The organism is Alkalihalobacillus sp. FSL W8-0930 (genome assembly GCA_037965595.1).
GTDB lineage: Bacteria > Bacillota > Bacilli > Bacillales > Bacillaceae_D > Alkalicoccobacillus.
Genome location: CP150183.1, coordinates 3,179,468 through 3,194,695, shown reverse-complemented (window position 1 = coordinate 3,194,695; position 15,228 = coordinate 3,179,468). Strand labels below are relative to the sequence as shown.

Below are 15,228 nucleotides of genomic sequence, written 5' to 3'. Positions count from 1 at the left end.
GTTAATTTAGTGTATAAGCCTTATTTTTATCAAGAACTTGCTAACAGGCTTGATTCTCGAGTGGAAATTGCAACAGATACAAACTTTATCGTCGGATTTATTGAGCGCGTTACACCTGAGCTCGTGGTGATCAATGTGACAGATGGCTATGACACAGGATCAGATCAATATGTCTTTATAGATGGCATTAATTATGTACGATTTCCGTAAAAATATGTAATTTTTAAGGGATTCCCTTCTCGTATCCATGTGGTATAATCCCCTTTATGAGTAAGCGGGAAGAAGTGTCGTATACTATTTATGAATAGCGTCAAGGCCAGGATCCTGGGCGCTGTTTTTTATATTGTTCGCTTACATAAGAAAGGATAATGCTTGTATGAAACGCATCTTAGAAGTGATCAAACAGGACTGGAGAAACATTAAGGGAACTCCAATTGTTATGCTTTTACTTATTGGATTAATGATACTACCTTCTTTATATGCATGGTTTAACTTAAAGGCAACGTGGGATCCTTATGGCAATACATCTGAACTCGCTATTGCTGTTACAAATGAGGATGAAGGTGCTGAGGTCCGCGGAGAACCCTTTAATGTGGGAGAAGAACTCGTTGATCAATTAGCCGACAATGATAAATTGGGATGGACATTTGTCTCTAAAGAGGAAGCCGAACGAGGTGTGATTCACGGGGATTATTATGCAAGCATCCACATCCCGTCTGACTTCTCTGAGAAAATTAGTAGTGTTCTGACTGACTCGCCGGAAAAACCGGAGCTTGATTATAGTGTAAATGAAAAAATTAATGCAATTGCACCAAAGATGACATCAGCAGGAGCTTCAACGATCGTCGAAGACATCAATGAAAATTTCGTTCAGACAGCGACAGAAGCGATATTCGATGAATTTAACGAGATTGGCGTACAGCTTGAACAAGAGCTGCCAACGATTCGAAATATAGAGAATCAAATTTTTGAATTAGAAAATCGACTACCTGAGATCAGCGAATTAGGTGATCAGGCGTTACGACTTGAAGAAGCTCTTCCAGAAATTCGAGAGCAGGGTCAAAAAATTGTAGATCTTGAGAAGCGGATACCTGAGATTAATGAAGCAGGCGATCAGATTTTAGAACTGGAGGAACGTTTCCCAGAAATCAGACAAGCTGGGGACCGCGTACTTGAGCTTCAGGAACGCATACCTGAGATTCAGCAGGCAGCCAATGCTGTTCAAGAAGTGGATAGCCGCTTTGATGAGATTGCGACAGAGCTAGATACAGCGCTTGAACAGGTTGAAAAAGCACAGGATGTGATCGCACGGGCACAGGCTGCCTTGCCGATTGTAGAAGATGTGGCTGATCAAGGCTTAGGATATGTGAATCGCTTCCAGACCTTTTTAGATGAAAATGATGAGGCGTTTGCAGCGATTGCACCTGCTATTGAACAAAACCTGCGTCTAGTGGAGCAAACAACCTCTGCAGCCGCTCAGCTTACAGGCGCATTACGCGAGGCTGAGCCATCAGAAGAAGCAATTCAAAGCGCAGCAAACTTGAATGATCGTATTTCCTCTGCCATCTCAATGCTTGATCAAACGATTAACCTGTATCAAGAGCTTGAGGAATTTTTACCAGGAAGTCCATTAGCGGATCAAATTGGTCAGCTGCAGTCTCTACGAACGGAGCTGGTTTCTACACAAGAATCCGTGCAGCGTGTGCAAAGCGCACTTGAAAATGGAGAACAGCCAGCCGAGGATGTATTAAATGAACTGGACCAACGAGCAAACGCAGCAAACGAACGCAGTTCAGCCGCTCGTTCTCGTTTTGAATCAGGTGGAGCCGACACGATTAATTCAGCGCTTGGTCAAATCCGCGAAACAGCACAAACCGCATCCGATAACCTAACAGAAGCAACAGAAATGCTGCCAAACGTAGAAGGAATCTTAAATGATGCAGCTGGCATAGCGGATTATGGTCAAGAGGAGCTCCAGCAAATTCGTGCGGCGATGCCTGAAATTGGTGCGCGTGTGCATGAAGTGGCACAAGCGATCAACGAGGAACTGCCACGAGCTATCGATGTTATTAATCGAGCAAGTGACTTTGTGCAAAATGATCTAGGCAATGTGGAGGATCAAATTCATCGTGCGGCGGATTTTGTTCGAAATGACTTGCCTGGAGCGGAGGATCAGATTCGTAAGCTATCAGATCTCGTCCAAAACCGTTTGCCAGAAGCAGAAGAATCTGTCCATAAGATCGCTGACGTCGTCCGGAATCAACTTCCTGACATGGAGGAAGCGGTGAAGGATGCGGCAGATCGGATACGTGATTTTGATGAAGACTATGATTTAGGAGAAATCATAGAGTTATTAAAGAACGATGTACAAGCAGAGAGTGAGTTCTTTGCAGATCCGGTCATACTAAACGAAGACCGTAAATTTCCAATTCCGAACTACGGATCAGCAAGCTCGCCATTCTATACATCGCTTGCTTTATGGGTTGGAGCATTGCTATTGGCAAACCTGTTGAGAGCCGACGTAGAAGACCCAGAAAAACGATTTAATTTTGTCCATGTGTATTTCGGTCGCCTGGTTACGTTCCTTGTAGTGGGTGTTGGGCAAGGGTTAATTGTGACACTAGGAAATATCTTTATCCTTGGTGCGTATGTGGATAATAAGTTTCTTTACGTCCTGTTTGGTATTTTGATCAGTCAGGTGTTTATGACAATTGTGTATACGCTTGTTTCTGTATTCGGAAATATTGGTAAGGCGCTCGGTATCATTCTAATGGTCTTGCAGCTATCAGGTGGAGGAGGAACCTTCCCAATTCAAGTGGCCCCACCATTTTTCCAAATGATAAACCCGTTCCTGCCATTTACGTATGCAGCTGGATTGTTAAGAGAAGCAGTAGGTGGAATTGTGCCATCTATCGTTTGGACAAACATTGGCGTTCTGTTCCTGTTCTGGATCATCGCCATTGCGTTTGGACTATTACTCAAAAAACCATTACACAACCGAATCCAAGCCACAGCAGAGAAATCTAAGGCAAGTGGAATGATTCAATAACATTAAGGCGAAACAGGCGAGGTGAAACCTGTTTCGCCTTTTATACATTCTCGTACTTTACCGATGAATTCGCTATACTAAGAAGAATGGGGGTTGATAAAGATGAAAAACATGCATATAACCGTTATCGCGCCTTACGAAGGACTTCAAAAAACAGTCAAACGCGTGATCCAAAAACAACAGCCTTTCACATATAATGTGTACCTTGCTGATCTTCAAGAAGCTATTCCAATTATCCAGAAGGTAGATGACAAAACAGATCTCTATATTAGTCGTGGAGGAACAGCTAATGTCATTAAAGCTCATACAGATAAGCAGGTCGTTGAAATTCCAATCTCAGGCTATGACATCTTAAGAACATTGTTATTAATTCAGGATGATAAGGAAGAAGCTGAGATCATTGCCTTTGAGAACATTTCAAGTGATTTTAACGAAATTTCTCAGTTGCTTGGAATAGAAGTTCCCATTACGTCCATTCATTCTGCCGCTGAAGCTGAACCGGCCGTCATCAAAGCTAAAGCCTCAGGACGTAGGATCATTATAGGAGACACAGTTACAAACGATTTTGCACAGCGTTATGGCGTGGAAGGGATTTTAATCACATCGGGGGTTGAATCCGTTAAGCAAGCATTTGAACAGGCTGAGACCATTCGCCAAGTGCATCTTTTTCATGATGAAGAGAAGGAATTGTTCAAGGCGTTAGCTACAGAAATGGATGAATCCTTTTTAGTGGTAAGAGACAAGGAAATACGCTTTAAAAATAACTCTTTAAAATGGCTCGAACACCAAGTAGATGTGAGTCATTTAGTAAAACAATTATTTGAGCAGTTAGAGAATAAAATGCCTTCAAATGAAGTGACTCTTACGTTATATGACGAGGAGAAACCTTATCAATTAAAAGTACAACCATTAGGGAAAAAAGGTTACTTCATCATCTACATTCGGGAAATCGAACAAGTGATTCCGAGCTTCTGTAGTCAGTTTCAAACAGATGGACTTACCCTCCCGTTAGTTCTAGGGACAAAATCAGAATTGGTGAATCGATTTGACCAACTGGTTGAGAGTAAAGAGCCAATTCTTATTCTGGCAGAAGAAGGGTCTGGCGAACGCTGTGTTACAGAAGCTATTTTAGCGAACCGATGGGCGTTGGAGTGTGACTTGCGAAAACAGGTTGAAATGGGCGAGTTATTTCAGACACAGATGCCACTATTTTTGTCGCATCTTCATACATTGCCTGAGTCGAAGCAAAAAGAATGGATAGATGCTGCAACAAGGTATAAGGGGCCAGTTATTTTCTTTTGTGATGATCATGTGAAGAAGGAATGGTTTAGAGACAGAATCTTAGAATTGCCGTCACTGACTGCGAGGCTTGAACAAGACCCTAGCTTTATCCGTACGTTTATTTCTCGGGCCAACAGCCGATTTGGCAAACAAGTCATAGGATTGAAAAATACAGCAGCTGAAATGCAAGAGCTATCTCAAAGGCACTCACTTGTATCATTCAGAGACCTTATTTTTCAGGAAGTTGAACAAGCACAAGCTTCGCATATTCATCTTGAGGTGAAACAGCTAAACCATGAACATGATGGCGTTATTTGTTTAGATCTAAGTAAAACGCTTGATGAAATGGAAAGTGAAATCATTCAACGAGTGTTAAAAGAGGAAGGATTTAATCAATCTAAAACGGCTAAACGACTTAATGTGAATCGTACAACCATCTGGAGAAAACTAAAATAGTGTTGCATTTAGCAACTTATTTTAGTTTTTTTATTGTTTTTTTTTAATTTGGGTGTATATTTATGACTGTAAACGTTTGCTGAATTATTTTCTAGAAAAAAGTATTGCAAAATAGAACAGGAAGTTGGTAAGCTGATGAGACTAAAACAATCAATCGAGAAAATCCCAGGTGGAATGATGGTTGTTCCTCTATTACTTGGAGCCCTTATTAATACGGTTATGCCCCAAGCGTTACGGATTGGAAACTTTACTGAAGCACTTTTTGTAAACGGTGCCTCAACACTAATTGCCTTATTTCTTCTATGTGCAGGATCTCAAATTAACGTAAAAAGTTTTGGTGTTTCTTTTGGAAAGGGATTCACGCTATTAATGGTTAAATGGATTTTTGGGGGAGCCGTTGGTGCAATTATTTTCCTTCTGGCAGGCGGTGCAGAAGGCCTATTCCTTGGACTTGCCCCTATCGCTGTTATTGCGGCAATGACAAATTCAAATGGTGGATTGTACGTTGCGCTCGCAGGGCAGTATGGTAAAAGTGAAGACAAAGCAGCATACTCTGTGCTTGCGATGAATGATGGACCTTTGTTCACAATGTTAACGCTATCTGTACTAGGAGCTGTTGGTCTTCAAGGTGGATTTTTCGAAATTACAGCCTTTATAGGTGTTCTTTTGCCGATCCTTATTGGTTTCATTCTTGGGAATATTGATGGAGATATGAGAACCTTTCTTGGCAAGGGGGCAGATATGCTTATCCCATTCTTTGCATTCGCCTTAGGTATGAACATCAGCTTCTCTTCTATCGTAGAAGGTGGCTTACCTGGTATTTTCCTTGGTGTATTGGTTGTTTTAATAACAGGGATTACCGGCTACTGGGCATTTAAAATCTTTAAATGGAACCCACTTATTGGTGCCGCAGAAGGGTCAACAGCAGGTAATGCCGTTGCCACTCCAGCCGCCATTGCTACAGCAAGTACAGCTTTTGCGTACAACGTAGAACTTGCTACTGTACAAGTAGCAGCCAGTGTCGTAACAACGGCCATTTTACTTCCGATCTTTGTTGGCTTTTTAGCTAAACGATTAGAAAGAAAGCAAGGCCCTGTAACATCAGAGGAGTGAACATAATGAAAGTCGCAATTATAGCGGATGATATAACTGGAGCAAATGATAGCGGGGTTCAGCTTGCCAAAAGCGGGCTGAAAACGGCTGTCTGGCTAAATAATGTACAACAACAAACGCTTGAATCGTTAGAAGCTGTAGTGATTGATACCGATAGTCGGGCGATGAGCGAGTATGAAGCTCGAGAGTCGATAAAAGCATCCTTACACGTTTTAGAGCCTTATCAACCGCAGCTTTTATTCAAGAAGGTGGATTCGACTTTACGAGGTAATGTTGGAGCGGAGCTTGCTGAGCTAATCAAGCTAAACCAACCAGATTATGTGTTGTTAACTCCTAGTTTTCCGGAAAGTAGACGAACAGTTAGTGAGGGGCTTTTATACGTAGATGGGACACCAATTGGTGAAACAGAATTTGCGTTAAATGAGGCTGACCCGGTCAAGGACTCACGAATTGCTGATCATATTGGAAGGCAGTTTAAAGGAGAGCTTGTAGAGGTTCCAGAGGAATTATGGACAAAAAGCCCAAGCAAGATTAAGGCATGGCTTAAGAAAAATCACTCTGAAAAAGGATGTATTTTCATCTGTGATGCAACAAGCTCGCACACTTTAAAGACAATCGCCCAGTTTGCACAAGGATCTACTGATCAAATTCTTCTCGCAGGCTCGGCAGGTCTTTCCTCTGCATTAACGATCGAAAGTAATGGAGGAAAACGTGAGGTTAAGCAAACACAACCAAACCAACCGATCCTATATCTAATTGGAAGCATGAGTGATATTAGCCGTAAACAGGTACAGCATTTACTGATTCAGGAACAAGCTGTTGGTATTAAAATGGATGCCCTAAAAGCAGTAGATGAGGATGAGTTTGTTAGAGCGACGGAATTCGAACGAGTGAACAAAGAGGCACATGCAGCTCTTAAAGATCTGAAAACTCCTGTCATCTATTCTGGGACAGAGCGACATGAAATTGATGTAGTGTATGCGTATGCGCAAGAGCATAACATCTCACTTTCGATCATCAGCAAGCGTATTGTGGCACTGCTTGCAGCAGTTGGAGAAAACCTTGTTCAAACCTATTCGTTTCAAGCGATCATCATGACTGGTGGAGATACAGCGAAAGCACTATGTAAACGAATCGACATTAGTCAGCTCAATCTAATCGATGAGTTTGAAACTGGCATTCCGATCTCTATGTTTACGGGTTCTCTTGAGGGTACCTACGCAATTACAAAAGCCGGAGCATTTGGTACGGAGCAGACATTTAGCAAGATTTATCAATTTTTTATGGAGGGTGCGATAAAATGAAGAATCCAATTATCGGTATTACTATGGGAGATGCAGCAGGAGTTGGACCCGAAATTATTTCTAAAGCCTTTGTTACCGGCGAGCTTTTTCAAAGTGGTCGTCCACTAGTTATTGGAGATTACGAAATAATGGAGCGTGCTGTAGCGATTACCAAAACCGAATTAAACGTCGTTCCTGTGAAGGATCCAACAGAATGTGTGTTTGAACCAGGAACGATTGAAGTATTAGATCTCAAGCTTCTTCCAAAGGATCTTCCCTTTGGTCAAGTGAGTGAAGAAGCAGGAAATGCAGCCTTTCGTTATGTAGAAAAGGCTGTTGAGTTAGCAAAGGAATCAAAAATTCATGCGATCTGTACGGCACCACTTAATAAAGAAGCGATGCAAAAAGCAGGACATATGTATCCGGGTCATACAGAAATTTTAGCTGAGCTAACAGGTACGAAGGACTTCTCAATGATGCTATCTGCACCTACATTAAAAGTGATTCACTTAACCACACATGTAGGATTGCGAAAAGCAATTGATATGATCAACCCAGAACGTACGAACAAGGTTATCACTCTTGCTGATGAAACTTTAAAAAATGCAGGTGTACAAAACCCACGAATTGCCGTATGTGGAATCAATCCTCATGCGGGTGAGAACGGATTGTTTGGCGAAGGGGAAGAGGAAGAAAAGCTGATCCCGGCCATCAAACAAGCGCAAGAGGAAGGGATTAATGTAGAAGGCCCTTATCCTGCTGATACATTATTTTTCCGCGCAGTACGTGGAGATTTTGACATGGTGGTAGCGTGCTATCATGATCAGGGTCACGTTCCAATCAAGGTTATGGGGCTTGAAGCTGGAGTGAACATCACAGTTGGTCTTAAAGGTGGAATCATTCGTACATCAGTTGACCATGGAACTGCATTTGATATTGCGGGTAAGAATATTGCAGACGAGCGTAGCCTAATCGCAGCCTATAAGGATGCAGTAGAACTCGCTCCAACTTCAAAATAAACAGGAAAGCAGTAAGCATTGAGAGATGCTTGCTGTTTTTTTATATGGATCCAAACAGCGCTGTCCATAATGATTAGGCTTACAAAGTTAAAATCTGATAAACTGGTTAAATTAGTTTTAGAGGAGACGATCATGAATTCGTATCTAGAGATGTTTATTCATTTACTTGAACGCGCGGCGTTACTCTTAATTTGTTTGTACTTTCTGACGAAGATCCCGGGCTTTCGGGAGTTACTGCAAAAGGACAAGTTATCCTCACCGCGTGAATTAACGGTTGTGACGATTGTATTTTGTGCGTTTGCTTTGTTTGGAACGTACTCTGGCATTGAAGTAGAAGGGTCCCTTGTTAATGTGCGGACGATTGCGATTGTAGCCGGAGGAATTCTCTTTGGTCCTTGGGTCGGGATTATCACTGGTGTCGTCTCGGGCGTACATCGATACGTAATCGACATTGGTGGAGTGACAGCGATTCCGTGCTTAATTACAAGTATTACTGCAGGGATCATGGCAGGAATCGTCCATTTTAAAGTAAAGAAGAAAAACTGGTGGCTCGTTGGAATTGCTGTAGGGATGTTCTGTGAAATGCTAACGATGGGCTTAATCCTGCTTTTAGCTGAGCCGTTTGAGCTAGGAGTCGAAATCGTGTCAATTATTGCTCTTCCTATGATTTTGGGAGAAGTAAGTATAGGACTCATTATTTTGCTTGTGTTAAATATTGAAGGAGAGAAGGATCGTGTGGCAGCGGAGCAATCCAAGATGGCGCTTGAGATTGCAAACAAAACGTTACCTTATTTCCGGTCAATCAATCACGATTCACTCCACACCATCTGTCAAATCATTAAGGATGACATTGAAGCAGATGCCGTTGCGATTACGGATACGCATCATGTGCTTGCTTATGTAGGCTACGGGGAAGAACGGTACACCGCTGGAAGCAAAATTAACAGTGAGTTGACCAAACAATCGATCCGAAGTGGAGAGATCACAATCCGTAATCAGGTGGCCGACCATCATACACCACAGATTCAGTGTCTGCTCATTATTCCATTTAAAGAGCATAATGAGGTTACGGGTTCCCTTAAGATTTACTATCAAAAAGCGAACAAAATTACTGATTCACTGCAGACCATGGCAGTTGGTCTCGCGCAAATCATCTCGACATTAATGGAAATCTCACGTATCGAACAAATCCGTGCAGGAGCAGAGCAAGCGGAATTAAAGGCCCTTCAAGCAACGATTAATCCGCATTTTCTTTTTAATGCGCTTAATGCCATTGCCTCGACAACACGTACAGATCCAAGTCATGCCAGGGAGCTAATTATAAATCTGTCAGGATATTTACGTTATAATCTTGAACTGACCGATGAAATGATTGAGATCTCAACAGCACTTGAACAAGTACAAGATTACGTTGAAATTGAAAAAGCACGGTTTGGCGAACGACTAAAGGTACACTATGATATTGATCCAGTAGATGTACGGATACCCAGTCTGTTAATTCAACCATTAGTTGAGAATGCCATTAATCATGGCGTGCAAAAAGGGAAACAACAAGGGGACGTTACGATTCGTGTGAAGGATCTAGGAGAAACCGTACGGATCACTGTGATGGATACCGGGGTTGGAATTCATCAAGAAATTATTGACCAGCTTTATGCAGACAAGGTTTCAGCTAAATCAATTGGGCTTTCCAATGTACATCAGCGAGTCAAGCTGATCTACGGAGAAGGCTTAGTGGTTCGCAGACAAAATCCTGGCACGTTAATCTATTTTGATGTAGCAAAAAGGACGGATACCAAATGAAAGCAATCATCGTAGAAGACGAAATTCCCGCTCAGAAAGAGCTGCAGTACTTAATTGAAACACATAGCCAAATTGAGGTTCTAGCTTGTTTTGAAGATGGGCTTGAAGTATTGAAGTATTTGCAGGGCCATGAACCTGATGCCATCTTTTTAGACATCAATATCCCATCTCTTGACGGCATGATGCTTGCAGGTCATATTAGTAAATTTGAAGCAAAACCTGCGATCATTTTCACAACGGCTTACAAGGAGCATGCGGTTAAAGCGTTTGAGCTTGAGGCCTTTGATTACATCCTAAAGCCATACAGTGAAAAACGTGTAGCAGCAATGCTTTCAAAGCTGGAAAGTCATTTTTTGAAGGAGAATGAGCAGGCTGCAAAGCAAATCCACACAAATATTATTCAACGGATAAATGGCTGGAAAGACGATAAGATTTATGTTATTCCTGTCGAGGATATTTATTATGCGGAAGCCAGTGAGAAGCAAACACTCATTTATACAAAGGAAGACGTGTATTCCATCCCATCAACCATCTCGGTTTTTCAAGCGGAGATGCCAGGGGAATTATTCTATCGCTGTCACCGCTCATACTCAGTGAATCTGACAAAAATTCATGAGATTGTCCCTTGGTTCCACAATACGTACCTTTTAAAATTTAATCAATTCCAGGCAGAGATTCCTGTCAGTCGAGGAAAGGCGAAGGAATTCAAACAGCTGATGCGACTATAGAAACCATTCATACTTCCCTCTGTGCAGTTCATTCCAATCTGCGTACGTAAGGCTCATCCGGTGCTAGACTTTAGCTATAGAGATCATGTTACTACCGGATGAAAAGAGGGGACGTAGAATGAACGCAACACAGACTAACCGACTATGGATCATTTTTGGAACCGTTCTCGTACAAATGGGACTCGGAACGATTTATACATGGAGTTTATTTAATCAACCATTAGCCGAATTAAACGGCTGGAACTTAAATGCAGTTACTGTTACGTTTTCTATTACAAGCTTCGCATTGGCTTTTGCGACGTTATTCTCAAGCAAGATACAAGAGAAGATCGGGATTCGAAAGCTTTTAATGTTCTCAGGACTTATGCTTGGTTTTGGGCTTATCCTAAGCTCGTTTGTGACATCACTTTGGATGCTATACATTCTAGCAGGAGTTGTTGTTGGTTTTGCAAACGGTACCGCTTATATTTCTTCCTTATCTAATCTAATTAAGTGGTTTCCAGAACGAAAAGGCCTGATATCAGGGATTTCAGTAGGGGCGTTTGGGACAGGAAGCTTTTTGTTCCGATATGTGAATGGTGCATTTCTAACCACGTTTGGAGTGACACAAACCTTTTTACTTTGGGGATTATGCGCGCTTGCTTTAATTGTAGGTGGAGCCGTCTTTGTAAAAGAAGCAAAGATCGTAGCGTCTGTTGCGAATGATAAACGATTAAAAGACTATACCGTAAAAGACATGTTAAAGACAAAACAGTCCTATATGCTTTTTATCATCTTCTTTACAGCGTGTATGAGTGGATTGTATCTAATTGGTGTTGTAAAAGACGCAGGCGAAAGTTTAGCTGGTCTCAGTCCAGAAACGGCGGCTAATGCTGTTGCATTAGTAGCAATCTTTAACACAACGGGTCGTGTTGTGCTCGGTGCCCTTTCAGATAAGATGGAACGTATGCACATTATTGCAGGAACGCTATTGATCACAGCTCTGGCAGTTGCTGTTCTAAGCTTTGCAGAGTTAAACTTTGGATTGTTTTTCGCTTGTGTTGCAGTCATTGCCTTTAGCTTTGGTGGCAATATTACGATCTTTCCCGCAATTATTTCCGATTATTTCGGCATGAAAAATCAAAGCCGTAACTATGGTGTGATTTATCAAGGCTTTGGAATTGGTGCTTTAGCAGGGTCCATGATATTTACAATCGTGGGTGGATTTATCCCAACATTTATGATCATCGCAGCACTTTGCTTCGTATCCTTTATACTGGCCATCACCATTCGTAATCCACGATTACAAGAGGCAAACGTGGAGGAGAAAGTAGAGCTTTATGACGGACAAGTTGTGATGGATAATTAGGCGGGACATAACATGAATGTAGCGAGTAAAACCTGAACATAGCACGGTATCCGCTACAGGAGAATCCCTCGCTTTCCACGGGAACGGCCTCAGCCCCCTCCGCGGGAAAAGCGCCGCTACAGTGTCTTCACCGCGTTCTGTTCCGTAGGAGTCTCGGGTTCTCCCTCCGCTTGTTCAAATAAAATCACGAAAAGCGAATGATTCTGCAATCGAATCATTCGCTTTTTTAAGTTGATTTTTAGTTATGTCCCAAGTCTCCTAGTTTTGTATTAAGAAACTATAACATCAAATGCTACTTCTTTATCATTTACATAAATTCTTAGAGTATCTGTATCCCTTGTTTTAATCTGATAAATGTGTAAAGAATCTTCAGGAGCTTGCTCGGACGTTTCCTTTAATTTTAGGATGTACGTATCATCAGTGATCTCAACAGTATAGTCAACCTCAAGGGACTCAGTTTGATAAATGACATACGGATTATCGGGATCTTCTCCATAAATAAGTTGTAAACGTAAGGTAGGATCAACTTTGTCTTCGATCTCTGAAGGAACATCAGATAACTCTGCAGCTACTTGTTCACTATCAGAACAACCGGTTAAGGCAAAGCCAAGTATACAAAGGCTAATGATTAATTTTTTCACGAAGCCACTTCCTTCTCTTAATGTGTGTTCTACCTATATACTGTATGTAGGTAAAAGTGGTTTCAGTTTTATTTTGGAGGTTGATTCGATGAGTCATGTGATTTTAGATAAGGATCTAGAACAATGGAAGAAGGAGTTTCCTCAACTAGAGGAATTAATAAAAACAGAGCCTCTTACATGGTTAAATCAAAAGAAAACGGATGATGAGCTAATCCATTTACATATCGAAGAGGCAGAGCAACGCTTAAGGCGCTTTGCTCCCTATTTAGCAAAAGTCTTTCCAGAGACACAAGAAAGTCGAGGGATTATTGAGTCACCTATTCAACGCGTGATGCTTGCTGAGAATGAAGTTGAAAAACAGTTTGATCTAACTATTTCCGGACAGCTGTGGCTGAAATGCGATCACCAATTACCGATTTCAGGATCGATTAAAGCGCGTGGGGGAATCTATGAAGTGTTAGCCCATGCCGAGGAGCTGGCCCTTAAGCACGAACTACTTAAGGAAACAGATGACTACTCGGTCCTTGCGGATGAATCTTTCCGTTCTTTTTTCTCTTCCTACAAAATTGCCGTAGGTTCTACCGGGAACTTAGGGCTAAGTATTGGTGTCATGGGAGCGAAACTAGGGTTTCAGGTTACGGTTCATATGTCGGCAGATGCAAAGCAGTGGAAAAAAGATCTACTGCGCACACGTGGAGTGGAGGTCATTGAATATACTTCTGACTATAGCAAAGCAGTGGAGGAAGGAAGGAAACAAGCAGAAGCCGATCCGATCACTCATTTTGTGGACGATGAGAATTCAACGACTCTTTTTGTTGGCTATGCGACAGCGGCTAAGCGGCTTGCGGACCAGCTTGCAGAGCAAGGGCTTGAAGTGAGCGCGGAGCACCCATTAATTGTCTATCTACCATGTGGAGTAGGCGGTGGTCCAGGCGGTGTCACCTATGGATTAAAGCAGGAGTTTGGTGAGCATGTTCACTGCTTTTTTGTTGAACCGACACATTCCCCTTGTATGGTACTAGGCATGATGACGGGCTACCACGACCAAGTGTCAGTACAAGATTTTGGAATCGATAATCAAACCATAGCTGATGGGCTAGCTGTTGGACGGGCCTCGGGATTCGTTGGGAAACTAATGGAGCCGCTTATCTCAGGTATCATGACCGTTGACGATTCAATGCTCTATAAGCTACAAGCCTTGTTAATGGATACAGAGAAGATTCAGCTTGAGCCATCGGCCGTTGCGGGACTTGCGGGAATGATACAATTACAGAAGGATCATGCACCACACAACTTAACTGACGCCACTCATCTAGTCTGGGCAACAGGAGGAAGCATGGTCCCAGCAGAACAAATGCAGAAGGAATACCAAATAGGGAAAACGCTTTGGGATAAGGAGAAATGATCGTTAAACAAACGTTTATTTAAAAGAAAAAAGTCTAATCTTTACAAAGCTTTAACCAAATTATCGTGGAGTAATATGGTATAATCATGTGAAACTATGTGTTAAGGGGGCGTCAGCTTGAAACGAATCGGTATTGCGTTACTTGCTTTTGCTGGACTATCTCTTCTCATTCTTAATATTATTCAGAATCTAGACGGCCAGGCAGTTGCAGCAGACGACGAAGAATTAGCTGAAACAATAGACCGATTGAATCCTGAGAACGGAGAAGTTAGCTACCTCGATTATCTACACTATTGGGCGTTAACGCATGATCACGTTCAAATTGCAGTAATCGGAAGCAGTGTGACGAATGGAAAAGGAGCAAGCTCAACCTCAAAAAATTGGCCTAGCCTCATGCTACAGTCCATTCAACAATCTCAGAAAGTATTAGAAAAAAGTAAAATAAGTAATTATGGAGTAAACGGAGCGACGATACAGAACCTTCTTGATAACGGAAGCTTTGAGCAAATGATAGAGGAAGAACCTAATTTTATCATTATAGAAAGTTCAATCTTAAATAGCCATCGTAAAAATGAACCATTAAACCATACAAATGAGTCAATCCAATTGGCTGTGGAGCAGATTCAACAAGCTCTACCAACAAGCAAAATTCTGCTCACATCACCAAACCCGGCCACAACAAAGCTTGATACAGATTACAATGACATCGGATTAAATTATCAAGAGTATCTTGAAAGTACGGAAGCCTATATCCTCAGCCAAGGCTGGAATTACGCAGATATGTATAGTGCCTTGTTAACCGAATTTGAAGAAGAAGGATTAACCCTTGAGCAGACTCTGGCGGACGGCTTACATCCGAACGACTTAGGATACAGAATTTGGGCTGAACAACTGATGCAATACTTAGAAGAAGACCGAACCTTATAAGATTGAAACCACTGCTTCTGGATGAGGCGGTGGTTTTTTTGTTCGGTTGAGATGTGGAGCGATAGAAGTCGGGATAGATGGGATAGAGGAGAGATCCATGCGATAGGAGTCGGGATAGATGAGATAGAGGAGAGATCCATGCGATAGGAGTCGGGATAGATGGGATAGAGGAGAG

The 15,228-nt window shown here is 42.0% G+C and carries 12 protein-coding genes; 11 read left to right on the top strand and 1 reads right to left on the bottom strand.

Going from position 1 to position 15,228, the window contains the following annotated elements:
* The first annotated feature begins 9 nt into the window (after positions 1-9).
* The 9 genes from NSQ54_16715 (at position 10) to NSQ54_16675 (ending at position 12,080) form a co-directional block, all read left to right on the top strand.
* On the top strand, positions 10-210 hold the full coding sequence (locus NSQ54_16715; GenBank protein WYP25947.1) for a DUF2642 domain-containing protein: 201 nt from the start codon (positions 10-12) through the stop codon (positions 208-210).
* A 166-nt stretch (positions 211-376) separates the two neighbouring features.
* On the top strand, positions 377-3,049 hold the full coding sequence (locus tag NSQ54_16710) for a YhgE/Pip domain-containing protein (GenBank protein WYP25946.1): 2,673 nt from the start codon (positions 377-379) through the stop codon (positions 3,047-3,049).
* A gap of 102 nt (positions 3,050-3,151) precedes the next feature.
* Positions 3,152-4,786, top strand: a complete 1,635-nt coding sequence (locus NSQ54_16705) for a PrpR N-terminal domain-containing protein (protein WYP25945.1) — start codon at positions 3,152-3,154, stop codon at positions 4,784-4,786.
* 135 nt (positions 4,787-4,921) lie between these two features.
* On the top strand, positions 4,922-5,899 hold the full coding sequence (locus NSQ54_16700) for a 2-keto-3-deoxygluconate permease (protein ID WYP25944.1): 978 nt from the start codon (positions 4,922-4,924) through the stop codon (positions 5,897-5,899).
* Between the two features lie 5 nt (positions 5,900-5,904).
* Positions 5,905-7,203: a four-carbon acid sugar kinase family protein gene (locus NSQ54_16695; protein WYP25943.1), complete on the top strand. Its 1,299-nt coding sequence runs from the start codon at positions 5,905-5,907 to the stop codon at positions 7,201-7,203.
* Positions 7,200-8,201 carry a 4-hydroxythreonine-4-phosphate dehydrogenase PdxA gene (pdxA, locus tag NSQ54_16690; protein WYP25942.1) on the top strand — a complete coding sequence of 334 codons (1,002 nt, stop codon included), beginning with the start codon at positions 7,200-7,202 and terminating at the stop codon, positions 8,199-8,201. Before NSQ54_16695 ends, pdxA begins: the two co-directional genes overlap by 4 nt.
* A 132-nt stretch (positions 8,202-8,333) precedes the next feature.
* Complete coding sequence (locus tag NSQ54_16685; protein ID WYP25941.1) at positions 8,334-10,004, top strand: sensor histidine kinase; 1,671 nt, start codon at positions 8,334-8,336, stop codon at positions 10,002-10,004.
* The gene (locus NSQ54_16680) at positions 10,001-10,732 is read left to right on the top strand and encodes a LytTR family DNA-binding domain-containing protein (GenBank protein WYP25940.1); all 732 of its coding nucleotides are present in this window, start codon (positions 10,001-10,003) and stop codon (positions 10,730-10,732) included. The genes NSQ54_16685 and NSQ54_16680 overlap by 4 nt, the downstream gene beginning before the upstream one ends.
* Before the next feature lie 118 nt (positions 10,733-10,850).
* Positions 10,851-12,080 carry an OFA family MFS transporter gene (locus NSQ54_16675; GenBank protein WYP25939.1) on the top strand — a complete coding sequence of 410 codons (1,230 nt, stop codon included), beginning with the start codon at positions 10,851-10,853 and terminating at the stop codon, positions 12,078-12,080.
* Positions 12,081-12,349: 269 nt separating this feature from the next.
* Here NSQ54_16675 and NSQ54_16670 read toward each other — a convergent pair whose 3' ends face one another.
* The gene (locus NSQ54_16670; GenBank protein ID WYP25938.1) at positions 12,350-12,721 is read right to left on the bottom strand and encodes a hypothetical protein; all 372 of its coding nucleotides are present in this window, start codon (positions 12,719-12,721) and stop codon (positions 12,350-12,352) included.
* Positions 12,722-12,809: 88 nt separating this feature from the next.
* Between NSQ54_16670 and NSQ54_16665 the strand changes: the two genes are divergently transcribed.
* Positions 12,810-14,126, top strand: coding sequence for a D-serine ammonia-lyase (locus NSQ54_16665; GenBank protein ID WYP25937.1), 1,317 nt, complete (start codon positions 12,810-12,812; stop codon positions 14,124-14,126).
* Between the two features lie 117 nt (positions 14,127-14,243).
* Positions 14,244-15,053 (top strand): SGNH/GDSL hydrolase family protein, encoded by an 810-nt coding sequence (locus NSQ54_16660; GenBank protein ID WYP25936.1) that lies wholly within the window; start codon positions 14,244-14,246, stop codon positions 15,051-15,053.
* Positions 15,054-15,228 lie beyond the last annotated feature (175 nt).

Excerpts from the sequence above, each read along its gene's own strand:
- NSQ54_16710 (WYP25946.1), top strand. The coding sequence starts at position 377 with ATGAAACGCATCTTAGAAGTGATCAAACAGGACTGGAGAAACATTAAG.
- NSQ54_16705 (WYP25945.1), top strand. The coding sequence starts at position 3,152 with ATGAAAAACATGCATATAACCGTTATCGCGCCTTACGAAGGACTTCAA.
- NSQ54_16700 (WYP25944.1), top strand. The coding sequence starts at position 4,922 with ATGAGACTAAAACAATCAATCGAGAAAATCCCAGGTGGAATGATGGTT.
- NSQ54_16695 (WYP25943.1), top strand. The coding sequence starts at position 5,905 with ATGAAAGTCGCAATTATAGCGGATGATATAACTGGAGCAAATGATAGC.
- pdxA (WYP25942.1), top strand. The coding sequence starts at position 7,200 with ATGAAGAATCCAATTATCGGTATTACTATGGGAGATGCAGCAGGAGTT.
- NSQ54_16685 (WYP25941.1), top strand. The coding sequence starts at position 8,334 with ATGAATTCGTATCTAGAGATGTTTATTCATTTACTTGAACGCGCGGCG.
- NSQ54_16680 (WYP25940.1), top strand. The coding sequence starts at position 10,001 with ATGAAAGCAATCATCGTAGAAGACGAAATTCCCGCTCAGAAAGAGCTG.
- NSQ54_16675 (WYP25939.1), top strand. The coding sequence starts at position 10,851 with ATGAACGCAACACAGACTAACCGACTATGGATCATTTTTGGAACCGTT.
- NSQ54_16665 (WYP25937.1), top strand. The coding sequence starts at position 12,810 with ATGAGTCATGTGATTTTAGATAAGGATCTAGAACAATGGAAGAAGGAG.